The organism is Paraburkholderia sp. BR14320 (assembly GCF_040948665.1).
GTDB classification, from domain to species: Bacteria; Pseudomonadota; Gammaproteobacteria; order Burkholderiales; family Burkholderiaceae; genus Paraburkholderia; species Paraburkholderia youngii.
Window position 1 is genome coordinate 289,571 of record NZ_JBFPKG010000001.1, and the last position, 23,885, is coordinate 313,455.

Genomic DNA, 23,885 nt, shown 5'->3' on the forward strand with positions numbered 1-23,885 from the left:
CGCTTGGTACATCTTCCCACCTGGCGAGTCGCGCCCTTCGATCGGCGCCTTGCGCACGGCCGCCTAGGGGCGCACAAGCTCCTGTCCTGTGCTGCTACCGGCCTGTCCCGGAAGCCTTTTCGATATCCTCGAGAAGTCTCAGTACGGTTTCGCCGCCGCCGCGTTCCCAGCAATTGGTGTGATCCGCACCCTCCAGCATGAATAGTCGCCGCGGCGCGGCAGTGTGCGCATATAGGTGGGCGAAATGCTGCGGTGGGATCACGTTGTCATGTGTGCCGCCATAGATCACGACGGGCACCCGCACCCGCGCGATCTTCGCGAGATTGTCATACTGATCGCGAACCAGCAGGCCCACTGGCATGAACCAGAAGACCTGTGCCGCGACATCTGCGATCCGTGTAAAGGGCGCTTCGAGGATCAGGCCTTCGATCTGCCCTGGAGACTGTGCTTCGGCCGCGAGTTGCACCGCCACGCCGGATCCGAGCGAATAGCCGTGCAGAACGATGCGCGCATTCGTACGCTCGACGAAGCGAAGTGCTGCGCGCCCATCCTCGTAAAGGCCCGCTTCGTGAGGTATGCCCGAATTGCCTCCGTAGCCGCGATACTCGGCGAGGTAGACTCCGTAGCCGCAGTCGAGCAGTGCGCGCGCGATATGCCCGCGTTGCGAGAGGTCTTCGCCGTTGCCGTGAAAAAGCACGACGGTCAAGCGTCGAGACGATGCCGGCGCTTTGTACCAGCCACGCAGATCGAGTCCGTCCGCTGTGGTGGCGGTCACGACCGACATGTCGGCGAGTCCCGCTTCGTTCGGCTCACGCCGCCGCCATTCCCCCGGATAAATCAGGCGTCCCTGTATCCAGAATAGTGTGGCGGCCGCCGCGCCATATGTCGCGGCGCAGGCCCCGCAAAACCAGGCCAGCAGCGCGGTGACGCCAGTCATGACACCTGCTCGGCACCCGGCAGCGTCGCGGCGACGCCATACCGGCTCCCGTGACGCAGCAGGGCGGCGTCGAATGCTTGCACGGTCAGCGGCGCCGGTGAGGGCATGCGTGGCCTTTCGCTGCCGCGTTGAGCGAGTGCTTCGTCGAAGCGCACAAAGGTGGCAAAGTCGAGAGGAAAACGTTGCGCGTCGACGCCGCACAGACGCGCGTCGGGCGAGGCCGCCGCGATGATCGTTTGCCACTCGCGCGCGGGCACCACGCCGACGCCTTCGGTGCCGTGCGAAAACAGCATCAGGTCAATATGTTCGAAACGGCCTTCCCGTTGAAGCAGCCGCGCGAGGTTGCGTGCCGATGGCTCGGTGCAGAACACCAGCCAGAACGGCAACGCGCCAAGATGCATCGTCGTGTATGGATCGAGCAGGACGAAGCTATCGACGACGAGATGCTGCGGCTCGATACCTTCAAATCCGTACCATTCGCGCAGCGTGTCGAACGCGAAAAAGCTCAGCGATTCGGGTTCCTCGAAGCGAAACTCGACTAGACGCCAGTCGGCCTGCCGGGCGAGGGCACGCAGAGAGTCGAGCAGGTTCATGTCGAAGCCCCATTCGGCTTCAGGCGCGAGCGCATCCGGCGAGGGCGGCTCCCAGCAAGTGCGGGCGCTGCCATAACGGGCCAGGTATTCCCGCACGCGCGGGCCGGCACCGAAGTATTCGTCGCGTGTCGCGCCACCCGCCGCGCCAAACTGAAAGAAGGCGCGCTCGCCGATACGCGTGACGGGCCACTGCAACGTGCATATGTCTACATACAGCGTCGCGCCGGCGGGCAGACTGCGTAGCAGGAACTCGCGAAACCCGAGCGCCAGCGCGCGCTGCTTGATGCGGTAGTAGCGCATCGTGCGCAACATGAGCCGGTCCTGATTCGGATCGTGCATGTGGTGAACGGCGATTCGTCCGTCTGCCGCGAGTAGCGCCTCGCGCGCACGTCTGCCGTCGCGCAGGCCTGCTGCGGCATCATCGGGATCGCTGCCGGGCGCACGGACGGGGCAGAGAAAAGTCTGTGGCAGCCAGGGCACGCCCATGGCGGCGGCCAGATGCACGAGCGCGCCGTTGGACGAGCCAACGAAGGCGGCCGGGTATTGGCGGCGCGGATAACGATCGGCAAGCCACGTCGCTATGGTCTCGATGTCAAGACGCAGCGCTGCGCGCTCACCTATGGCCTCAGTTGCGCCGCCGATGGAGTACGCCCATTCGCGAGCGAAGCGAGGCAGGAGATTGATCAGCGGCATGCTGCGGTCGAGCAGTGGTGACCCGCTCGGGCTGCTAAAAGGCTTGCCATGCAGGCAGGCGCCCAGTGCACCGACCATCGCGGCGGCCGAATCGAATCGCGCAATTCCTCGCGGTGCGCCGCTCATGGCTGCTCCATTCGCCCGGAAGGTTCGCCGGGTAACGTGTCGACGAACTGACGGATCGCCAGCGCAAGACTGTGCGGATACACATAGTTCAGGGTGTGTGTGCCGCCGTCGATGATGATCAGTTGCGCGGCGCGCAGCCGCGCGGTCACTTCGATGGCCCACTCGCGCGGCGACACAGGGTCCCGTGAGCCGCACACCACGAGGACCGGCGCGCGAACGAGCGGCAGCCGGTTCTCGATGCGGTCACGAATCATGATGCGCATCGTGGCCAGTGCGCGCAGCAGTCCGGCCTTGGCGTAATCGATGCGCCTTGGCGCGGCCGGCGAATGAGGCCGCTCGCGGCGGCCGTTGACCAAGGCGCGCCACATTTGGACCGGCAGATGCCGGGCCCCGCGATCCGCGGTGGGCCCTTGCAGCACCAATGCCTTGACGTCGCCGGAATGACGCGCGGCGAGCTCGGTCAGGATCTGGCAGCCGAACGAGTTGCCCACCAGAATGGCGGGTCGGAGGCCGGTGGCAACCAGCCACAGGTGCAAAGCATCGGCGAGACCGGGCAGATCGAGCCAGCGGCCGCGCAATGCGCTTTCACCGAAGCCAGGTAGATCGGGAGCAAACACTGGAAACCACCTGGCTAGCGCTAGGGCAAGCGGTTCCATGTAGCGGCTGGAGACGACGAGACCATGGACGAGTATCACTGGCGGGCGAGCGGCAAATGCATTCGTGGCGGTGGCGTCGGTCGGGCTTGCGGTCCGAGCGAACATCCGGTACGGACCCGCCTGCACCCAGCGCCCTCGAATTCCAGCGAGCCGGCTTCCTTCAGTAAGCGCCGGCGTTTGACGCAGGCGGCCCCAGTAGTGCAGCAGCGCGACGGCGGCGGCACTCCCGGCGATGGCGCTGGCAACCAGCGCGATCTTGGGATGCATACGCGGGTGGCCCGCTTCCGTGCGGTCGACATCGCAGTGATCGTCGCGAGAACGGGCGCCCGGGTTCGCGGCCCGTGTGCTGCTTGTGTTGGCCCGACGTTGACTCATCCGTCATCCTTGGTGCGATGGTGGCAGATTGAGCTAGTTTGCAGCGGTCTCTCCAACGCACGGTTGCGACCGGGCACTGCCACCATGCCCGCGCGATGCGCGGCATCGTGGGTGTGCAACCGGCGTGCCACGAATTCCGCCTGGTGGCGATTGCGAGCTTGTCGGGCCCGGTGCATGTCGGTTCGCGATTGCGCTGAGCCGTCCGTAAATGTCGAGTTAGGAACAGAGAGGCCGGGTTCCCGATCGGTGAAGGACGATGCAGGGCGCCTCCGGGCCGATACTGTGCCGGGAGTGCATCGAGGCGAGGGGCAGCGCCCGAGCCTTCGGCGAATGCCGGCCGGAGCGCTCAGCACGCGAGCCGAATTCGAGAACAGCAACTCACGCCACCCACCTTGAAATTTTCACCGTGCATACTATTCTAAATTCCGCTCAGGCAGTCGCGCCCGCCATGCGGCGCGCTGCGTGTTTCGATTTGTTTGCCGCAGCCCGGCAGACGGACTGGAGCGCGTAGGCCGGTTCGTTTCCGTGCTGCATCGAAGGAGGAAACGATCATGAGTGACCTTTACTTCGGGGCCGATCTGTTCAGTGAGTTCGACCGTCTGCAACGGCAGATGGCGAGCCTCTTCGGCGGCTTCCCTTCCAGTATCCGTTCGGGCCGCGTGGGCGCCTTCCCGCAGATCAACATCGGTTCGACCGACGACTCGATCGAGGTCGTCGCGTTCGCGCCGGGGGTCGATCCGGCCAGGCTCGAAGTATCGCTAGACAAGGGCTTGCTGACCATCAGCGGCGAGCGCGCGAGCTCGCAACCGGAAACCCGCGGCGACGATGCGCGCACCTATGCACAGGAGCGATTCGCCGGCAGTTTCCGGCGCGTGGTCGAGCTTCCGCAAAACGCGGACCCTGGCAAGGTGAGCGCGCGGTACACCAATGGATGCCTGATGGTGAGCATCGGCAAAAGCGAGGCGTCGAAGCCGCGCGCGATCACCGTTCAGTGAGCACCGACAGAACTACGGAGGACATCATGAACGACACGACTGAACTCGCCAGAAAGGAGCAAACGGCGGTGACCCAGCGCGACGGTGAGGCATCGCAACGCCGGATCACGTTGACGCCGCCGGTCGACATCTTCGAGGACAGCCACGGCATCACGCTGTGGGCGGATCTGCCGGGCGTGACCAGGGAGCGGCTGGAGGTCAAGGTCCACGATGGCAACCTGTACATCGAAGCCGAGGCGATGGTGCCGACCCCGGCGGAACTGCGTCTGCAGCATGCGGAGATCCGTGAGCCTCACTTCGCGCGGGCGTTCTCGATGAGCGCCGACTTCGATGCGTCGAAAATCGAAGCCAATCTGAAGGACGGCGTATTGAAGCTGACGATACCGCGCCGCGACGAAGCGCGACCGCGCCGCATCGAGGTGCGTACCGACTGAAGTCGGCCGGGGGAGGGGGACAGCAGTAGCAAGAAGCTGGATGCTGTCCTCCGGCCTCCGCCTTTCGGCTGTCGAGTCGAAGCAGTCGCGGCGCGGAGACCGGAATCCCGTTTTGTCGATGATAGGAAAGGAGCACACAATGAACACTGATCCGAAAAAATGGAACCCCTTCAAGTTCCTTCGCGGAACCGCCCGCAAATCCGATGCGGACGACTCAGACGGTCGGCGCGCGGATGAGTGGCGGGCCGCATGGCCTGACATTCCACGACTATCTCTTCGCGAACCGTGGCGCGCCGTGGAGGAATTCTTTCGTGACCCATTTGCAGGCGGTGGTCCGTTTGAACGATGGTTTGGCGACTTCAGTTCCTCGCGCTTCCAGCCGCGCATCGACGTCGTGGACGAAGGGCCGGTGCTTCGCGTAACTGCGGAACTGCCCGGGATGGTACGCGAGGACTTGAACGTGAGCGTCGAGGAAGGGGCAATCGTGCTGCGTGGCGAAAAGAAGCAGGACGTGCGCAGCGAGGAAGACGGATGCTATCGATTGGAGCGCGCCTATGGAAGCTTCGTGCGCAGAATTCCGATGCCGGACAATGCCGACCCAGACCATGCATTGGCAAAGTTCGACAACGGCATTCTTACATTGACCGTGCCAAAAACGGAGCGGGCACGGTCCGCTACTCGAACCATCGATATCGGTTAGCACCGCCGCCAGAATTGCCCGGCGGCGGGCGACTTTCTGGCTGGCCAGGCCGTTAGCTCAATTGGTAGAGCAGTGGCGGTCTTTGCGAGATCGACAAGCAACGTGGCTTCACGAAAGCCCCCGGCATTCGCGCCCGTCGAATCCGTGGGTATCTTGACGCATGGGGGGTACTCGCAAAGCGGCTGCTTGCGCTCATCAGATTCCGCTTGTCGCGTCCATGTCGAGTCGTCGCACCAGCACGTTTTCCACAAGCTGTCTGTTGACGAGTTCTCCGCGTAACCATGTCACGTCGGACGAGCATGTGGCGAAAATGCACAGTTCAACGGTCTGGTCGTCGAACTGCCTGACGTCGCCCGCAAGTTGCGCATCGCTGTCGTGCAACGCCCGGAATAGCAGCAGAAGGCCTGACCTGTCCGCGAGGCGAATCGTCATGTGGATTAGCATGTTTCACCTGTTCGCTTGCCACGGGGAAGGGGCTCCCTTCCTCCCGGCGGCATCGGCCGGTCGATCTTTCCAATGCTCGCGCAGTGAGCAATCCGCGACATGACCCGTTCAATGCCGACGAATGTATCGCGATCGCGCATCCGGTATGCCACGGCACGACACAAGGGCATACCCCATTCGGATTTCTTTGCTGCAATCCCGGGAATAACCCCTGCTCATTCCAGTTGATGCTGCCGCGGGACTGACCTTCGGCAGTAGCGGGCTGTCGAAAGTGACGAAGCGACTACGGCGTTGCGCCCGACAGCTGGCGACATCGATCCAATGGAATGGAGGCGAACCATGAAGTTCATGACTAAAGCGATGCTGGCATCTGCGCTGGTGACGGCACTGTCGGGCGGCGCCTACGCGCAGGGTGGCGGCGGAGGCGGAGCGGGCGGGGCCGGTGGCGGCGGCGGAACCGGTAACGGTGTGGCCGCTGACGGCGGCAATGCTGGGGGCGCTGGAGGGATGGCAACGGGTGCGACAGGAACCGGAACTGGCGCTGCGCCTGACAACCCGTCGAGGGATCGGTCGAGCGGGATGAACAATAGCACCCGTCCCAACACCGGCCACGGCACGAACGACAATACGGATGGCAAGCAGCAAAACGGCCAGTGATGCATGGAAGCATCACACCCACGGACGAATGTGGTTGGCATAAATCGAAGGTAAATCACAAGATGGCAAGCGCAGGCAGACCATTTCGACCGGTACGCCTGCGCTGTGTCCTCATGGTTTACTGTTGCGTCGCCTTCTTGTTACCGGCCCTTTCCGCAAACTCGGTAAGCTTGAGGTCCGTCGCCTTTTCTTCGTCCAGCGTCTCTGTCAGCAGTTTCACGGCTTCGGTGAAACCTAGTTGCTTGCCGATGGCGCAGAGACTACCGTAGGTGGCGATCTCGTAGTGTTCGACCTTCTGCGCGGCAGCCACGAGGCCCGCATCCAGGACCGGACCTTTTTCAATCTCGTCGATCAGTTCCTGTCCTTCTTCTATCAATCCCTCCATCGCGATGCACTTCATTCTCTTCAGGCGGATGTCACAGGTTTCCACCACCTTGTCGATCCGTTCAACCTGTCCTTGCGTTTCTTCAAGATGAGTCTTGAATGCGTCGCTTAGCGCCGGGTCGGAAGCGGCGCGGGAGAGTTTCGCCAGCGCTCGTGTCAGTTGCTTCTCCGCGCTATAGATATCGGAAAGCATGTGCACGAACAGATCATCGACCGTCTTTCGCTGTGACATTTGTGAGCTCCTAAAAGGTTGTTCGGAGCCCTCACTGGCGCAACGAATATGCCCGAGACCGAGCGGCACGCATCCAGAGACTTGCGTGATGTGAGGGGAATCGCCAACGCTTAGAAGTTGACGTCGAGCCATGCCTTCGCCCAGGCCACACCGCGCTCATTTGCGGAAGCCTCGGTGTCGAAATAGCCGATGTCGATGAAGCGAAAGACCTGGCGATTGTCCACGTAGTCCTGAGGGCGGCGCTCGACCTCCACGCGAGCGTGGTAGTGAAAGCCTCTCTTCTCCGGTGACGAACGAATCACCCACTCCCGATGCGTCACCTGCAATGATACGTCGGTCATTCTGAGTTATATGGACGCCTTCCCTTTGCCGGGTGCGGCCAATCTCCGTAGTAAGTGGGTCTTCTACGCGGCGCAAACCGCGTAACCGGGTTGATACGTTCGACCATGAGCCATTAGCGCCCAGACGGTGCATTCGATCCTCTCTGGCTTCTACGCTTCGATGCATGTTTCCCAAGCAGTCCATGTGCCTCGGAGGTTTGCCTATGCCTGTCCGAAAGACGCGGTTAACGGCCCACACGCGTGCGCGGATTCGCTGCCTGCCTCGAAAATGGGGACGTTTGCGCGGGAGGCTTTTGCTGGCTACGGGGCGCAAAGATCTTTGCGCTTTCCACCTTGCGCCGCCACGTGCTAAATCGGCGCGTCTCTGTGATGAACGGGTAGTGGCCACAAGACACGTCGTTATGGGGCCGACGAACGCATCGACGATGCGATTCGCACCCAACGTGCGGAAGAGGTTACTGAAATCCAACTCGATCTCGTACGCGTAGACCGCTGCTTCGCGTCGTCGTCGGGTACGGATTGATCAGCCCGCTAGAACGGACCTTGCGCCAAGCAAGGTTCACTCAGGGTGATGAACTTGTGAACATTCTCGTCAGGATCTTGCTCACGACCGCTTCGGCTGAAGTCTTCGGCAGCTCGTTGGGCATGGTAATGGTGAAATAGAGGACGCCGTCCATCAATGCGATCGTGGCAAGTGCCTGGGCGGCACACGCGCCTGGGACTTGCATATTGACGTGCTTGCAGAACTGCTCGATGAGGGAGGCGATCATATCGCGCTCTTCTAGCCAAAGGACGTTCATCTGTTGTCGAAACTTCGCATCACGTATGGCATGCAGGCGGGCCTCGGCCCACATGACATAGTTGTCGTCGTCGCGATAGCGCTGCGCGTACAACATGGTGAGCTGCTTTCGCAGGTCCTGGCTGGACGAGCCGTCCTCTAACAGCTTCCGCAAGTTTTCCCGGGTGTTCTGGTGATCGCGACGGAGCAGATCGACGAACAGGTCGCTTTTGCTGTCGAAGTTCGAGTAGAACGCACCACGGGTATAGCCGGCCCGGGCGGCGATATCCTCTACGCTCGTTGCGGCCAGCCCCTTCCTGGCAATGCTCGAGGCCGCTGCGTCGAGCAGGCGCCTGCGGGTCTGCTTGCGGGTTTCTTCCCGGCTCAATCGTTTGCGTGACATGCGATAAAGCGGCGCAGACGAAACGCTGCGCGTCCAATTCCTGATGGCAAGTGACTGCAGGGACTTTTCGACAGGTAGTCGCTCCGCTGCGAGGGCGAAGCGGAATCCTCGGCAACGGCCATCGACCAACAAAGATTGCGAGCTTCCCGACGCCGCTTTGCGTGCTTTCGGCGCGTGCGCCAGCTACCTGGTGGCTACCGTCGCCGCGGATTCGCCGGCTTGCCAACCACCCCCGAGCGCCTTGAAAGCAGCAACTGCTGCCCGGGCTGACTCCGTTTGTGCCTGCACTCGCGCATCGGAGGTGCGTAGCAGGCTGTCGTCGGCTTGCAGGACTTCGATCAGGCTGACCACGCCTTTTTGATAGGCTGCAAACGAGGCAGCTCTTGCGCGGCCGAGCGAGTCCACGCCCTGGTTGAGCACAGCGGCCTGTTCCTCGCGCTTGACCAGTGCCGAAAAAGCGTTCTCGACGTCCTCAGTTGCATGTAGTGCGGCAAGCCGGTACGCAGCCAGCATCTCGGACTGCTGGCCCTTGGCCTGGTTGATCTGCGCATCGATCCGGCCGAAGTCGAACAGACGCCAGCGCAGACCGAGCACGCCGGCGGCCTGGCTGGCGCCGCTCGAGAACAGATTGCCGCTAGCCACGGATGTCGCGCTGCCGATCAGTCCGCTCAGGGAGACCTTGGGGTAGTACTCGGCGATCGCCACTCCAATACGTGCATTCGATGCGGCGAGGTGTCGCTCGGCCACGATCAGGTCGGGCCGGCGTCTGAGCAGCTCGCGCGGGGATCCGGTGGCTCCGATCTGTGGGGGGACGGGGATGTCGCCGGCTTCGAGCAGCTCGGCCCGGTGTACGCCGGGCTGGGCGCCGAGCATCACATCCAGTGCATTCATGGCCGCGTCGAGGCCCGTCTCGAGGACCGGGACGGAGGCCCGGACCTGGGCAAGTGCCCCCTCCGCCTGTCTGACCTGAAGCTCGGCTGCCAACCCCTTGCCATACAGAAGGTTGATGGTGGAGAGCAGATCCTGCTGCGTCTGCACCTGCCGCCGCGCAACGTTCAGACGGGCTTGCAATCCGCGGATGCTGATGTAGATGTCGGCGGTCTGTGCCGCCACGGCCAGGCGTGTGGCCGCGGCGCCGGCTTCCGAAGCCTCGTACTCGGCGAGCGCCGCTTCCCGTCCACGACGCAGGCCTCCGAACACATCCAGTTCCCAGCTCGCGCTGAGATTGGCTTCGTAATCGTTGCCGTAGCGGTCGAAACCGGGCGTCGAGTTCAAAACTCGCCCGAGGGGCGTTTCAACCGACTGGTAGACCCTGGCTGCCTGGCCGCTGACATTGCCGGAAGGCAGCAGCGCGGCATTCGCCGCCCCAAGTGCCGCACGTGCCTGGGCGACACGAGCAGAAGCTTGCGCGAGGTCAAGGTTCTGGTCCAGCGCAAGCGCGACGAATCGCGTCAGTTGCGGATCGCCGAACCCCGTCCACCAGGTGTCGAGGTCCGCAGTGGCCGTCGCATGCCGCTGATCGACCGCGGCCTGGCCGATGAACCGCTCCGGCATCGGTACATCGGGCCGAACGTATTCGGGACCTACCGCGCAGCCTGCCGATAGGCTGGCGGCGATAAGCATGGCAAGGGTGTGTTTGGGCAGCATGAGCTTCTTCCGGGGCGAGGAGGGCGGATGAAAGTGACTATAGTGCAATTTAGTCACTTGTTGTCGATTTTCGGGAGCGGCGGTAAGCTAGGAACCATGAAAAATGCAGCCACCTATCCCATTTCGGCCCGCGGCCCAGCCGACCATGAGGTGCGCGATCAGATCGTTGCGGCGGCCACCGAGCACTTCAGCCGGTATGGCTACGAGAAAACGACCGTCTCTGATCTCGCCAAGTCCATCGGCTTTTCCAAGGCGTATATCTACAAGTTCTTCGAGTCCAAGCAGGCGATTGGCGAGATGATCTGCGCGAACTGCCTGCGTGAGATCGAAAGCGAGGTCAAAGCTGCCGTCGAAGAGGTCGACCGACCGCCCGAGAAATTGCGGCGGATGTTCAAGGCGATCGTCGAGGCGAGCCTTCGCCTGTTCTCCCAGGACCGCAAGCTCTACGAGATTGCCGCGTCCGCCGCCACCGAGCAGTGGCAGGCGACGCTCGCCTATGAAGAGCGCATCCAGAAGCTGCTTCAGGACATCCTCCAGGAGGGGCGGCAAAGCGGGGACTTCGAGCGCAAGACGCCGCTGGATGAGACCGCGATGGCGATCTACCTGGTTTTGCGCCCGTACCTCAACCCTCTGATCCTGCAACACAGCTTCGATTACACCGATGAGGCGCCGGCGAAGCTGTCCAGTCTGGTGCTCCGAAGCCTCTCACCTTAACGCGCACGAATGGTGACTGTTGACTATATTGGTCACTAGAACCATAATCGGATCCATCATCTTTTCGTCGATGGGTCTTTCATGCTTGCGCGTCGCCTCGCCACCTCAGCCGTCGTCTTCTCCTTGCCGCTTGCGCTGGCCGCTTGCGGCGCAAAAGCACCGCCCGATCCGCGCACGGAGGCGCCGCTGGTGCGCTCCGCCGTCGTTCGGGACGCACCGCCTGCCTCGCGCTCATTTACCGGTACGGTAGCCGCCCGGGTGCAGAGCGACTTGGGGTTTCGGGTCTCCGGCAAGGTGCTGGAGCGGCTGGTCAATGCCGGGCAGAGCGTCAGGCGCGGCCAGCCGCTCATGCGCATCGATCCCGTCGATCTGAAGCTGGCCGCGCAGGCGCAGCAGCAGGCCGTCGCTGCCGCGCGGGCACGGGCGCAGCAGACTGCGGAAGATGAAGCGCGCTACCGCGATCTGCGCGGCACGGGCGCGATTTCCGCGTCGGCCTACGACCAGGTCAAGGCTGCGGCGGATGCTGCCAAGGCCCAGCTCAGCGCAGCCGAAGCCCAAGCCGACGTCGCGCTGAATGCGAGTCGCTATACGGAGCTGGTGGCCGACGCCGATGGTGTCGTCATGGAAACGCTGGCCGAGCCCGGCCAGGTCGTCAACGCCGGGCAGATCGTAGTGCGCCTGGCTCACGCCGGACGTCGCGAGGCCGTCATCCAGTTGCCGGAAACCCTTCGCCCTGAGGTCGGTTCCGTCGCGCAGGCAACGCTCTTCGGCAAGCAGGACGTCACGGTTCCCGCCGAATTGCGGCAACTGTCCGATGCTGCGGACCCGCTCACCCGCACCTTCGAGGCTCGATACGTGCTCGACGGCACGCTGTCCGATGCACCGCTAGGAGCAACGGTCACCATCCAGATCCAGGATGCGCATCGTTCCGCGCAAAGCGCGCTGAAGGTGCCGCTTGGCGCCCTTTTCGATGCGGGCAAGGGACCGGGAGTATGGGTCGTCGACGGCGAGCCGCCGAAGGTCTCATGGCGGCCGGTCACGGTCCAGCATGTGGATGACGACGACGTCCGCATCATCGGCCAGATCAAGCAAGGCGACCGGATCGTCGCGCTCGGCGCGCATCTGCTACGCGAAGGTGAACTGGTCCGTGTGGCGGGGCAGGCTCCCGTGACCGCGACCGAGGGAGCCCGTCCGTGAGCGAAGGTCGTTTCAACCTCTCCGCGCTCGCCGTGCGCGAGCGCTCCATTACCCTGTTCCTGATCTGCCTGATCTCGCTGGCCGGACTCGTTTCATTCTTCAAGCTCGGCCGTGCCGAAGATCCCGCCTTCACGGTCAAAGTGATGACCATCATCACTGCCTGGCCGGGAGCCACCGCGCAGGAAATGCAGGACCAGGTCGCCGAAAAGATCGAAAAGCGCATGCAGGAACTCCGCTGGTATGACCGTACGGAGACCTACACGAGACCGGGCCTCGCCTTCACGACCTTGACCCTGCTCGACAGCACACCGCCTTCGGAAGTGCAGGAACAGTTCTACCAGGCCCGCAAGAAAATCAGCGACGAGGCAGGCAATCTGCCGCCTGGTGTGATTGGGCCGATGGTCAACGACGAATACGCGGATGTGACGTTTGCGCTTTTCGCGCTCAAGGCGAAGGGCGAACCGCAGCGCCTGCTGGTACGCGACGCCGAGACGCTGCGCCAGCGGCTGCTGCACGTGCCGGGGGTGAAGAAGGTCAACATCATTGGCGAGCAGGCGGAGCGGATCTATGTCGAGTTTTCGCATGATCGTCTGGCGACGCTCGGCGTCAGTCCGCAGGACGTGTTCGCCGCGCTGAACGGCCAGAATGCCCTGACGCCCGCCGGCTCTGTGCAGACGAGAGGCCCGGAGGTGTTCATACGCCTCGACGGCGCGTTCGACGCGTTGCAGAAGATCCGCGACACGCCCGTCGTGGCGCAGGGACGCACGCTGAAGCTATCGGACATTGCCACCGTCACGCGTGGCTATGAAGATCCGGCGACGTTCCTGATCCGCAACAACGGCGAACCTGCGCTGCTGCTGGGCGTCGTGATGCGCGACGGCTGGAACGGGCTCGATCTGGGTCACGCGCTGGACCGCGAGGTGGGCGCGATCAACGGCGGGCTGCCGCTCGGCATGAGCCTGACCAAGGTCACCGACCAGGCCGTCAACATCAGTTCGGCGGTCGATGAGTTCATGGTGAAGTTTTTCGCCGCCCTGCTGGTGGTCATGCTGGTGAGCTTCGTGAGCATGGGCTGGCGCGTGGGCCTGGTGGTTGCCGCGGCCGTGCCGCTAACACTGGCGGTGGTCTTCCTGGTGATGCTCGCGACCGGCAAGAACTTCGACCGCATCACGCTGGGGTCGCTGATCCTGGCGCTGGGCCTGCTGGTGGACGACGCCATCATCGCCATCGAAATGATGGTGGTGAAGATGGAAGAGGGCTACAGCCGCGTTGCCGCCTCAGCTTATGCGTGGAGTCATACCGCGGCGCCAATGCTCTCCGGCACGCTGGTCACGGCGGTCGGCTTCATGCCCAATGGCTTCGCCCGATCCACTGCGGGCGAGTACACCAGCAACATGTTCTGGATCGTTGGGATCGCGCTGATCGCATCGTGGGTGGTCGCCGTGGTATTCACCCCCTACCTCGGCGTCAAGATGCTGCCCGACTTCAGGAAAGTCGAAGGTGGCCACGACGCGCTTTATGACACGCCGCGATACAACCGTTTCCGTCAACTGCTGGAGCGCGTCATTGCGCGCAAGTGGCTGGTCGCCGGGTCGGTCGTGGGCCTCTTCGTGCTGGCCGTCCTCGGCATGGCGGTAGTCAAGAAACAGTTCTTCCCGGTCTCCGACCGCCCTGAAGTGCTGATCGAGGTGCAGATGCCGTATGGCACGTCGATCGCCCAGACCAGCGCCGCCACAGCGAAGGTCGAAGGCTGGCTGGCCAGACAGAAGGAAGCGAGAATCGTCACAGCCTATGTCGGTCAGGGCGCCCCGCGGTTCTACTTCTCGATGGGACCGGAACTGCCCGATCCGTCATTTGCCAAGATCGTGGTGCGCACGGATAACCAGGACGAGCGCGAGGCACTCAAACAGCGGCTGCGCCAGGCCATTGCCGATGGGCTTGCGCCCGAGGCGCGCCTGCGCGTCACGCAGCTCATATTCGGCCCTTACTCGCCGTTCCCGGTCGCTTACCGGGTCACGGGTCCGGACCCGGACAAGCTCCGCGGTATCGCGGAGCAAGTTCAGCAGGTGATGGATGCGAGTCCGATGATGCGCACCGTCAACACCGACTGGGGCACGCGCACGCCCACGCTGCACTTCACCCTGCAGCAGGACCGGCTGCAGGCCGTGGGGCTGACATCGAGCGCGGTCGCACAACAACTGCAATTCCTGCTCACCGGTGTGCCTGTCACCGTCGTCCGCGAGGACATTCGCACGGTGCAGGTCATCGCGCGCTCGGCTGGCGAGGTCCGGCTCGACCCGGCGCGGATCGGCGACTTCACGCTCGCTGGCGCAAACGGCCAGCGCATCCCGCTGTCGCAGGTGGGCAAGGTCGACGTGCGCATGGAGGAACCAATCATGCGCCGGCGCGACCGGGTGCCGATGATTACCGTGCGCGGCGACATTGCGGAGGGGCTGCAGCCGCCAGACGTGTCAACGGCGATCACGAGGCAGCTTCAGCCCATCATGGACAAGCTGCCGGACGGCTACCGCATCGAGCAGGCCGGCTCGATCGAAGAATCAGGCAAGGCGACGACAGCCATGTTGCCGCTCTTTCCGATCATGCTCGCAGTCACGCTGCTCATCATCATCCTGCAGGTGCGCTCGATCTCCGCGATGGTCATGGTCTTTCTGACCAGCCCGCTGGGACTGATCGGTGTCGTGCCAACCTTGATCCTTTTCCGGCAGCCGTTCGGTATCAATGCGCTGGTCGGCCTCATTGCGCTATCGGGAATAGTGATGCGCAACACGCTGATTCTGATTGGCCAGATTCATCAGAACGAACAGGCCGGGCTGGATCCGTTCAATGCCGTGATCGAGGCAACCGTGCAGCGTGCGCGCCCCGTGATCCTGACCGCGCTGGCGGCGATCCTGGCGTTCATCCCGCTGACTCATTCGGTGTTCTGGGGGACGCTCGCTTATACGCTGATCGGTGGCACTTTTGCAGGGACGATCCTGACCCTGGTGTTCCTGCCGGCCATGTATTCCATCTGGTTCAGGATCCGGCCGGGCGATACCACTGAACTGCACGGAGGCAGGCATAAGCAGGCGCAGGCTGCGAAAGACCTGCCGCAAGACGTACTCGCTGCCAGGCAATGAACCTTGGCTGCAAGATCAATCGGAGCGGCTGATCCGCCTTTTATTCCCATTCACGTGCATTGAAGGAAACTGTCATGTCCAATTCCAAAGTCGTCGTGGTTACCGGTGTGTCGTCGGGGATCGGACGAGCCACCGCGGAGAAGTTTGCCAGGCAGGGTTGCCGGGTATTCGGCACCGTACGCAACGCTACAACCACACAATCGATCCCCGGTGTGGTGCTGGTCGAGATGGATGTCTGTAACGACGCCTCAGTGCAACGGGCAGTCCAGAGCGTCATCGCAGAAGCCGGGCGCATCGACGTGCTTGTCAATAGCGCGGGCGTGACGCTGCTCGGCGCGACGGAAGAAACGTCGATTGCCGAGGCTCAGTCGCTATTCGATACCAACGTTTTTGGTATCTTGCGCACAACACAAGCGGTACTGCCGCACATGCGCTCGCAACGTTCGGGAAGAATCGTCAATGTGAGCTCAGTGCTCGGCTTCCTTCCGGCTCCGTACATGGGGCTCTATTCAGCATCCAAGCATGCCGTCGAGGGAATGTCTGAAACCTTGGATCATGAGGTGCGCAAGTTAGGAATCCGCGTGGTGCTTGTCGAGCCTTCCTATACCAGAACCAATCTGGATCTCAATGCACCGCATGCGGCTTCCAAAATTGCAGCCTATGACGATGAGCGCGCCATCGTGTCCCGCGCGATTCAAAAGAACGTCGATGAGGCGCCAGCGCCTGATGGCGTTGCAACCACGATTGTCGATGCCGCGTTGGGCGCATGGAGAATGAGGGGCACTCCTAAAGGCCAGGCTTCTCTGCTAAGCAAATTGCGTCGCTTCATGCCTGCCGGACCCGTCGACGCAAACCTGAGAAAGACATTTGGACTCTCGTGATGTTGCCTACCGACTTCACGTCACAACCAGAATTTAAATGAGCTTTCTGCGAAAAGATCCGGCGCACCTAATTGCCGGACGAGCCCTATGACCGCAATTCCGATCACTGACTGGAACGCTCGGTAAGAACCTTCGCGGGAACGGTTTGGTTGCACGGGGCGGCAAGCGTGGTCTCGCGCGAATGGCGCCGTTCCCTCGCAAACTCATGTCGGGACTGCCAACCGAATTTAAAAATCGCTTTCGCGAAGATCACGATTTATTTACAACGCCAGAGAAAATTGGTGTGATCTCCATATTAGCCGATCCTATTTCGTCTGATAAAAACGCGCTTAAACAATACCTAAATCGCGATAGTACAAATCAATGCCGCGCCAACGTTTGCGCAATTGATCGACGGGTCAATCCTGGCTTCAGTTCATTAAGTCCGCCGCCGTAAATACATATGCGAGGCGCATCAGTTTCCACGGGCGCGGCCGCATACCGGTGCGTGACTCGGGCATCAACAACGATCGCCCGCATTTACGTATCTTTCCGTCGAAAATGGAAGCGAAAAATGATCCTGAATAACTTGTCCGTGAAGACAAAGCTTACGGTTGCTTTCGGAGCATTGGCCGTTGTTGTACTGATTGTTTCAGGACTCGCCTTGAAGGAGCTGAACGACGCGAATGACCGCTTTTCCGGCTACATCAATGGTATTAACGCACGAGCCACAGTGGCTGAAGCTGTCCGCACTGCAGTGGATGATCGGGCCGTGGCGGTGCGCAATCTGGTGCTGGTCACCACGCCTGCCGACATCGAACTTGAAAAGGCCGCCGTCATCGACGCTGAACGCAGAGTCGAGGCTAACCTGGAAAAGTTCAATACCATGGTAGCGGGCGCTTCCGACATGACCGACAAGGCACGCAGACTCGCGGCTGAACTTCCCAGGATCGAGGCGCTTTACCGTCCCGTGGCCCTGGAAATCAACAGGCTGGCGGTGAGCAATCAGCGCGACGCGGCGATTGCGGCAATCGATACCCAATGCAGGCCACTTCTTTCGGCCCTGATCAAGGCGTCCAACGAGTACGAGAACTTCACCCGTGAACGCGCCCAACAACTGGTCCGCGAATCGAGCGATCAATTCGCGACTCAGCGGAATCTGTTGATTGCAATCTGTCTGGTTGCGCTCGTGCTGGCGGTCGTGGCAGGCGCAGTCATCACCCGCAGCCTGCTACGCGCTTTGGGCGCCGAGCCCACGGCACTGGTCGAAGTGACGCAGCGCGTGGCCGGCGGCGACCTGAGCCCGGTGCCGGGGGCGAACAGTGCGCCGACCGGAAGCGTGCTCGCCTCGATGGGCAAGATGCAGGTCAGCCTCGTTCACCTGATCGGTCAGGTTCGTACTTCGGCTGACAATATCGCGACGGGTTCGAGCCAGATCGCGTCTGGCAACGTGGATCTTTCCACGCGTACGGAACAGCAGGCTGCGTCACTGCAGGAAACCGCCGCAAGCATGGAGGAGCTGACGTCGACGGTGAAGCAGAATGCCGAAAACGCACAGCAGGCGAGCTCGCTCTCGGCCAACGCATCCGAAGTGGCGGGACGGGGCAATCAGGTCGTTGGCGAGGTGGTCGATACGATGAGCGAAATCAGGACGAGTTCCACCAGGATCGCGGATATCACCGGGATCATCGAGGGGATCGCCTTCCAGACCAACATCCTCGCGCTGAATGCCGCGGTGGAGGCCGCCCGTGCAGGCGAGCAGGGACGTGGGTTCGCGGTGGTCGCGAGCGAAGTCCGCAACCTCGCTCAGCGCTCGTCCAGTGCCGCGAAGGAGATCAAGGATCTGATCAACGCGTCCGTGCAGAAGATCCAGAATGGGTCGTCGCTTGCCAACGAGGCGGGGAAGACGATGGCGGAGGTGACACAGGCCGTGGCGCGGGTGACCGACATCATGGGGGAAATCGCAGCCGCGTCGACCGAGCAGAGCCGCGGGATCGAGCAGGTCAATCAGGCAATCACGCAGATGGACGAAGTGACGCAGCAGAATGCCGCGCTGGTGGAAGAAGCGGCGGCGGCGTCGAAATCGCTCGAGGATCAGGGCCGGCAGCTGAACCAGGCCGTGTCGTTCTTCCGTCTGGATTCCCAGGCCGCTGCGCACGCACCGGGCAGACCCGTTGCCCCGGCAAGCGTCCCGGTGGCACGGGCGCGGACTGCGCCGCGTGCACCCCGGAATACCTTAGCCAACACGAGGCCGGTCGCGGTGACGGCTAATGCGACACGCGCCGCTGCAGCCACCACAGTCAACGGAGAAAGCTGGGACACGTTCTGACACGCGCAGTGGCGACACCCCAGGCTGCGTGGATCCCCCGCGCCGGCGTCAGGCCATTTGATCGCGTGTATTGCGAAAGCGCATGAGCAAGAGTGCGAACAGCACGCTGCCGATCGCTGCGGGCCTCAGTGGGGTGTTGCCGCCTGAGCGGATCGGCGGCGGCAGCAGCACGAGTTCGGGCCGGAGCAGCCTGCCAAATTGCGGGCATGCTGCTCGTGGGCGGCGATAGATGTTGGCTAGATGCGGCGCGCGTGCGCAACCTTCGAAGAGCAGACCTTCGTGCCCCAGGCAGCAGGACATCAACAACGGTCATCCCACGCACGGCCCGGTTGACCCGCGCACTTTCAATTCCGCCGGCACCGCATACCCTTGCCGCGTCGGTCGTCCATCCAGCGCATCGAGCAGATGCTTCGCGGCGACCGTGCCGATCTCGCGCGTGTCCACGTGCATCGTCGTCAGAGGCGGCCGCGCTTCGCGCGCGATCGCGAGATCGTCGAAGCCGGTGACCGAAAGCTGCTCAGGAATCGCGATGCCGAGGTCTTCCGCCTCGCGCAAGACGCCCAGCGCAATATGATCGTTGCCGCAGATCACCGCGGTTGGACGCGGCCCCGGTTGTTGCCAGAGCGCACGCAACGCCCGCCTTCCAAAATCGAGTGTGGATTCGCCTTCGATCAGATGCTCAGGCCGAACCGCGAGACCATGACGTTCGAGCGCGACGCGAATTCCCGCGAGTCGCGCCTGCACGCGGTCGTTATCCCGCGTCGGCTGGATGCAGACCGCGAATGACCGGTGTCCGAGCCCGACGAGATGTTCGGTGATCTGCTCATAGGCCGCACGGTTGTCGAAGCCGATGCAATCGTGGGTGCTTCCCTCGCGCCACGCATAGAGCACGACGTAAGGCACGCGCCACACGCGCAGCGCTTCGAAGAGTTCCGGCGGATGCGCTTCGCCCACGACCGCGATCGCCTCCACGCCACGCGCGAGCATCGCGTGAACCTGCGAGAGCGCTTCATTGGGGTTGTAGTTCGAACAGCCGAGAAAAAGCGTGATGCCGCGCGCGGCGAACTCCGCCTGCATGCCGCTCACCTGCGAGGCGAACACCTGATCGTCGAGCGTCGGAATCACGATGCCCGCGATGTGACTGCGGGTGGACGCGAGCGCGCGCCCGGCCGCATTCGGAAACCAGTTCAGCTCCAGTGCGGCCTGTTCGACGCGCTCGCGCACGCTGTCGGACACCTTGCTGGGCTCGTTGTAGACGCGCGATACCGTCGCCGTTGACACGCCCGCGCGTTTTGCGACATCCGACAGGACAGGGCGGCCCGCGCCGCGGCGGGCGCGCCCGCCGGCCGAACGTCCGGTCGGCGACGGTTCTTCGAGAGTGGAGGCGGAGTCAGAGGAGCGAGCCATCAACGGTGTGATTCGAAAAGAACGCCCGTCATCTTACCCGCGGCGGGGTGACTGATGGGTCAAATCCCCGCGGCGATGCGCGAACGGAAATGCTCGGTGCCTTCGACGATCCTGTCGAGCACCGCGTCGAGCGCCCAGAAGCGCTCGCGCACGTCGTAGTCGATCGCGCGGCAACGAATCGACTGAAACGTGCCGATCCGCTGGTGATACATCTTCGCGAGCGCCGGATAGCCGAGCGCCTCCGATACCGCCGCGAGTACGAGAAAGATCGAAAGCTCCTGTGCGAGCGCCGGGTTCTCGTCGGCGCGGTTGCGCAACCAGTTGTACAGGTCCGGATGAAAGTTCGTGAACACACCGTTGAAACCTGCCGAGCCGGCTTTCATCGCGTCCCAAGCGATCGCGGCATTCGCGTTCAGGATCTTCATCGGCGAGCCCTTCGCCAGCGCGACGCGGCGCTTCACGGTGTCGAGATCGCAGCTGACGTCCTTCAGCATCACGAAGCGGCCGGTATCAATGCACATCTTGAGTTCGTCGTCGGACAGCAGGCGCCGATAAGGGGCGGGGCACTCGTACAGCCCCAGCGGAATGTCCGAGGGCAGGCGGCTCATCAGGCGATGCAGGTTCGCCGAGAACGCTTCTGTGCCTTCGCGGCGCGGATCGAGCCGGTTCGTCACCAGCACGATGCCGTCCGCGCCCGTCGCCGCGGCCGCGTTCAGCTCCTCGGCTTGCGCGTCCGGATCGTCGCTGATATGGCCTGAGACCACGACCGGCACGCGGCCGGCCACGCGCTCGACCACGAAGCGGCCGAGCGCGGCGCGTTCGGCGAGGCTCAGGAATTGCATTTCGCTCGACTGGGCGACCGCGAAGAGCGCGTCCGAGCCATGCGCGAGATACCACTCGATCAATCGTTCGAGCCCGGCATAGTCGATGGTGCCGGCGTCGTCGAAAGGCGTCAGCATGACGGGAACGATGCCTTCGATCGAGGGCGTCGAGCGCGGCAGGGAAGTGGGGAGGGTCATGTCGGTGTTGTCCTCTTGAGAATTGAATATGACGCTTCTCAGGCGTGAGCGCGCGCCGGCGTACCCGGCTCGACCTCGACCTCGATCGGCTTGCGCACGAGGAAGAGATAGCTCATTGCGCCGACGAAGGCGATTCCCGCAGCCGTCAGCAATGCCGGCACGAAGGACCACGCCTGCGCGATATAGCCCGTGAGAATGGGCGCGAGTGCGCCGCCGAGAAAGCCGCCGAAGTTCTGGATGGCGCCGAGCGAGCCGACGCGGTTAGCGGGTGCTGCCGCGGTTGCCAGTGCCCATGAGCAGGCTGATGCCGCATTGGCGAGAAAGATTACGACCGAGATGCAGACGATGGCGATCGTGTTGCTTTCGACGAGTGCAGCCGGCACGGTGAACGCCACCATGCCGAGCATCGCGATGACGACCGCGTTGCGTCGGCTCGCCACCGGCGAGGCGCTCTTCTTGGTGATGAAGTCGGAGAACCAGCCTGCGCAAAGCGCACCTAGAAAGCCGCAGAAGAAGGGTATTGAGGCCGCGATCCCCGTGTGCATCAGGGTCATGTGGCGCTCTGTCGTCAGGTAGCCGGGCAGCCAGGTCAGATAAACCCAGTTCAGATAGACCGAGCCGAAGAAGCCGATCAGCATCCCCCAAGTCGTTACGTTCGAGAACAGCGCGCGCCAGTCGGCGAAGCTGAGCTGCTCGGCAGGCTTCGTCTCCACGGCGTCGCCCTTGAGGTAGCGCAGTTCCTCCGCAGTGAGCGCAGCGGGGTTCGGGTCACGATAGATGGCGAGCCAGATCACCGCGACCACGAGACCGAGCGCGCCGGTAACGATGAAGGCCCAGCGCCAATGAAATTCGACGACGAGCACCGACAGGCACAGCGGTGCGAGCGCCGTGCCTAGCGGCGACGCGGAATTGAAGATGCCGGTCGGCTTGCCTCGCGCGCGCAGCGGAAACCAGTTGCTCACGACGCGCGCCGCCGACGGAAACTGCGGCGACTCGCCGATGCCGAGCACGATGCGCGCGACGACGAACCAGCCGAAGGTGGACACGATGCCGCCCGCGGCTTGCGCGAGCGACCAGATGATCAGGCCGACGCCGAGCAGCCTGCGCGGTCCGATGCGATCGACGAGGCCGCCGACCGGCAGTTGAAAGAGCGCGTAGCTCCAGGAGAACGCCGACAGCAGCAACCCCATTTCGCCGAGCGACAGACCAAGATCCTTGCGGATCAGCGGATCAGCGGATTCGCGACCGCGAGCGTGCCGCGATCAAGATAGTTCACGATGCCACTCACCATCAGCAGCGTCAGCGCCACGATCTGGGCGCGGCGCACGCGCGGCGGTGCCTGCTCGGACACGGGGGTTGGGTTCATGCTGTCGTCTCCATGTTGTGTTGTGGATCGGCTGCGATCTCGCGTAGCCGGGTCTATCGAACCGTTGCCGGGAAGGCGGGTTGTGCCCGCACTTCGGCCTGCGTCGGAATGGATGCCTGCGCGCCTTGACGCGTGACGCTGAGCGCTGCGGCCCGCTGTCCGAAGTCGATCGCATCGCGGATGCTGGCGCCGCGCACGCGCTCGGCTGCGAAGCCGCCGACGAAGGTGTCGCCGGCCGCGGTGGTGTCGATCGCATCGACGCGCGGCGCGGGCAGGTGACCTTCTTCTCCGCTTGTCGCGTACCAGACGCCCTCGGCGCCGAGGGTGACGATCACCGTCTCCACGCCTTTCGCGCGCAGGTGTGCTGCGGCTTCGCGCGCGGACGCCGGGCCATCGACGGGCACGTCCGTCAGCAAGTGGGCCTCGGTCTCGTTGAGCACGATAAAAGCCACCTGGCGATACAGCGTGTCCGGAAGCGGCTGCGCCGGAGCCGGGTTCAATAGCACAGGCGTGCCGAGCCTTGCTGCGACCGAAATTGCGTGCCGCACCGTGTCGAGCGGCACCTCGAGTTGGCAAATCAGCATGCCGGCGGCCCCGATGGCGTCTTGCGCCGCATCGACGTGGGCGGGCGTAAGCGCGGCGTTGGCGCCCGGCGAAACGACGATCGTATTCGCACCGTCCGCGGCCACCGTGATGGCGGCGATGCCGGTCGACATGTCGTCCACCGTGTGCAGCTGCGCCGTATCGATGTGCTCGCTGTCCATACGCGCGCGGAGATGCGCGCCGAAGTCGTCGTCTCCGATGCAGCCGAGCATCGCCACCGAAGCGCCGAGACGCGCCGCCGCGACAGCCTGATTGGCGCCCTTGCCGCCGGCGAATGTAGCGAACGCGCCGCCGAGCAAGGTTTCCCCCCGCGCGGGCAGACGCTCCGCGTGCACCACGAGATCCATGTTCGCGCTACCTGCGACGATGATCCGGACCGAAGAGGATGCTTCGGTAGAACGCGTGTTAGCGCTTACATCTTCGGCTGTTTTCAGGGATGACATGCAATGAGGACCGGTGAACGTTGCAATATGGGACGTGTTAGCGCTTACATTACTCGCCAAGGCACGCCGACGCAATCGAAAAGGCGCGACCTTCGGGAAGTCCCTCAAAAGCTGATGAAGCGCTGTGTCACCAGCGGCCGGTCAGCAGTGTGTACTGCCGACCCACTTCTGTCGTTGACAAGTTCCCCGGTCGAACGGCCGCAAGCTGGAGGCGGACATTCAAAGGGGGCAAGCAACACGTCTAGTTCGTCAGCTGTTCACCTTAGTGACGAAATCCGGGGCGGAAGAAGATGACGGACCATCGGCGTCATCAGATTCTTAACGAGAAGTGCCGTCGACAAGCAAAGGTAACACTTGAAGCAAGCGCAGATCAGAGCTGCGCCACGTAAGTGAAGAACTGCTGACGCACATACGG

20 protein-coding genes and 1 pseudogene are annotated in these 23,885 nt (G+C 63.0%); 9 read left to right on the forward strand and 12 right to left on the reverse strand.

All coding sequences use genetic code 11. From position 1 onward, the window contains the following. Positions 1–94: 94 nt before the first annotated feature. From AB3X89_RS01405 to AB3X89_RS01415, 3 genes are read right to left on the reverse strand one after another with little or no spacing between them, the layout of a single operon-like run. Complete coding sequence (locus AB3X89_RS01405) at positions 95–937, reverse strand: alpha/beta hydrolase (RefSeq protein WP_368581461.1); 843 nt, start codon at positions 935–937, stop codon at positions 95–97. Beyond that, positions 934–2,349 carry a hypothetical protein gene (locus tag AB3X89_RS01410; RefSeq protein ID WP_368581462.1) on the reverse strand — a complete coding sequence of 472 codons (1,416 nt, stop codon included), beginning with the start codon at positions 2,347–2,349 and terminating at the stop codon, positions 934–936. The genes AB3X89_RS01405 and AB3X89_RS01410 overlap by 4 nt, the downstream gene beginning before the upstream one ends. Further along, positions 2,346–3,272: an alpha/beta fold hydrolase gene (locus AB3X89_RS01415; protein WP_368581463.1), complete on the reverse strand. Its 927-nt coding sequence runs from the start codon at positions 3,270–3,272 to the stop codon at positions 2,346–2,348. The genes AB3X89_RS01410 and AB3X89_RS01415 overlap by 4 nt, the downstream gene beginning before the upstream one ends. Before the next feature lie 659 nt (positions 3,273–3,931). Between AB3X89_RS01415 and AB3X89_RS01420 the strand changes: the two genes are divergently transcribed. The 3 genes from AB3X89_RS01420 (at position 3,932) to AB3X89_RS01430 (ending at position 5,509) form a co-directional block, all read left to right on the forward strand. After that, positions 3,932–4,375, forward strand: coding sequence for an Hsp20/alpha crystallin family protein (locus AB3X89_RS01420; protein ID WP_368581464.1), 444 nt, complete (start codon positions 3,932–3,934; stop codon positions 4,373–4,375). A gap of 26 nt (positions 4,376–4,401) precedes the next feature. Continuing rightward, positions 4,402–4,809, forward strand: a complete 408-nt coding sequence (locus tag AB3X89_RS01425; protein WP_368581465.1) for an Hsp20/alpha crystallin family protein — start codon at positions 4,402–4,404, stop codon at positions 4,807–4,809. A gap of 139 nt (positions 4,810–4,948) precedes the next feature. Next, entirely contained in the window at positions 4,949–5,509 is a 561-nt protein-coding gene (locus AB3X89_RS01430) for an Hsp20/alpha crystallin family protein (protein WP_368581466.1), read from the forward strand. A gap of 195 nt (positions 5,510–5,704) precedes the next feature. Here the strand turns inward: AB3X89_RS01430 and AB3X89_RS01435 are convergent, their stop codons facing one another. Next, positions 5,705–5,953, reverse strand: coding sequence for a hypothetical protein (locus tag AB3X89_RS01435; protein WP_368581467.1), 249 nt, complete (start codon positions 5,951–5,953; stop codon positions 5,705–5,707). A 339-nt stretch (positions 5,954–6,292) separates the two neighbouring features. On the opposite strand from AB3X89_RS01435, the gene AB3X89_RS01440 reads away from it, so the two are divergent. Further along, a complete protein-coding gene (locus AB3X89_RS01440) occupies positions 6,293–6,610 on the forward strand; it encodes a hypothetical protein (RefSeq protein ID WP_368581468.1) in 318 nt (105 codons plus the stop codon). A 118-nt stretch (positions 6,611–6,728) separates the two neighbouring features. Here the strand turns inward: AB3X89_RS01440 and AB3X89_RS01445 are convergent, their stop codons facing one another. The 4 genes from AB3X89_RS01445 to AB3X89_RS01460 all read right to left on the reverse strand — a co-directional run bounded on the left by AB3X89_RS01445 (position 6,729) and on the right by AB3X89_RS01460 (position 10,395). Further along, positions 6,729–7,226, reverse strand: a complete 498-nt coding sequence (locus tag AB3X89_RS01445; RefSeq protein WP_176383142.1) for a ferritin-like domain-containing protein — start codon at positions 7,224–7,226, stop codon at positions 6,729–6,731. A gap of 110 nt (positions 7,227–7,336) precedes the next feature. Then, entirely contained in the window at positions 7,337–7,567 is a 231-nt protein-coding gene (locus AB3X89_RS01450) for a hypothetical protein (protein ID WP_368581469.1), read from the reverse strand. Positions 7,568–8,130: 563 nt separating this feature from the next. Continuing rightward, entirely contained in the window at positions 8,131–8,748 is a 618-nt protein-coding gene (locus AB3X89_RS01455; protein ID WP_368581470.1) for a TetR/AcrR family transcriptional regulator, read from the reverse strand. A 183-nt stretch (positions 8,749–8,931) separates the two neighbouring features. Continuing rightward, the gene (locus AB3X89_RS01460) at positions 8,932–10,395 is read right to left on the reverse strand and encodes an efflux transporter outer membrane subunit (RefSeq protein WP_368581471.1); all 1,464 of its coding nucleotides are present in this window, start codon (positions 10,393–10,395) and stop codon (positions 8,932–8,934) included. Positions 10,396–10,491: 96 nt separating this feature from the next. Here AB3X89_RS01460 and AB3X89_RS01465 point away from each other — a divergent pair, with 96 nt between their 5' ends. From AB3X89_RS01465 to AB3X89_RS01485, 5 genes are all read left to right on the forward strand, one after another. Then, the gene (locus tag AB3X89_RS01465) at positions 10,492–11,109 is read left to right on the forward strand and encodes a TetR/AcrR family transcriptional regulator (protein ID WP_368581472.1); all 618 of its coding nucleotides are present in this window, start codon (positions 10,492–10,494) and stop codon (positions 11,107–11,109) included. Between the two features lie 81 nt (positions 11,110–11,190). Continuing rightward, positions 11,191–12,306, forward strand: coding sequence for an efflux RND transporter periplasmic adaptor subunit (locus tag AB3X89_RS01470; protein ID WP_368581473.1), 1,116 nt, complete (start codon positions 11,191–11,193; stop codon positions 12,304–12,306). After that, positions 12,303–15,443, forward strand: a complete 3,141-nt coding sequence (locus tag AB3X89_RS01475; protein ID WP_368581474.1) for an efflux RND transporter permease subunit — start codon at positions 12,303–12,305, stop codon at positions 15,441–15,443. The genes AB3X89_RS01470 and AB3X89_RS01475 overlap by 4 nt, the downstream gene beginning before the upstream one ends. Before the next feature lie 74 nt (positions 15,444–15,517). After that, entirely contained in the window at positions 15,518–16,324 is an 807-nt protein-coding gene (locus AB3X89_RS01480) for an oxidoreductase (protein WP_368581475.1), read from the forward strand. 553 nt (positions 16,325–16,877) lie between these two features. Continuing rightward, positions 16,878–18,632 (forward strand): methyl-accepting chemotaxis protein, encoded by a 1,755-nt coding sequence (locus AB3X89_RS01485; RefSeq protein WP_368581476.1) that lies wholly within the window; start codon positions 16,878–16,880, stop codon positions 18,630–18,632. Between the two features lie 309 nt (positions 18,633–18,941). On the opposite strand, the gene AB3X89_RS01490 is transcribed toward AB3X89_RS01485, so the two are convergent. The 4 genes and pseudogenes from AB3X89_RS01490 to rbsK all read right to left on the reverse strand — a co-directional run bounded on the left by AB3X89_RS01490 (position 18,942) and on the right by rbsK (position 23,398). Continuing rightward, complete coding sequence (locus AB3X89_RS01490) at positions 18,942–20,039, reverse strand: LacI family DNA-binding transcriptional regulator (RefSeq protein WP_368581477.1); 1,098 nt, start codon at positions 20,037–20,039, stop codon at positions 18,942–18,944. Between the two features lie 59 nt (positions 20,040–20,098). Continuing rightward, entirely contained in the window at positions 20,099–21,058 is a 960-nt protein-coding gene (locus AB3X89_RS01495; RefSeq protein ID WP_368581478.1) for a dihydrodipicolinate synthase family protein, read from the reverse strand. Between the two features lie 38 nt (positions 21,059–21,096). Next, a pseudogene (locus AB3X89_RS01500) lies at positions 21,097–22,424 on the reverse strand (MFS transporter). Between the two features lie 53 nt (positions 22,425–22,477). After that, positions 22,478–23,398, reverse strand: coding sequence for a ribokinase (gene rbsK, locus AB3X89_RS01505; protein WP_368581686.1), 921 nt, complete (start codon positions 23,396–23,398; stop codon positions 22,478–22,480). Positions 23,399–23,885 lie beyond the last annotated feature (487 nt).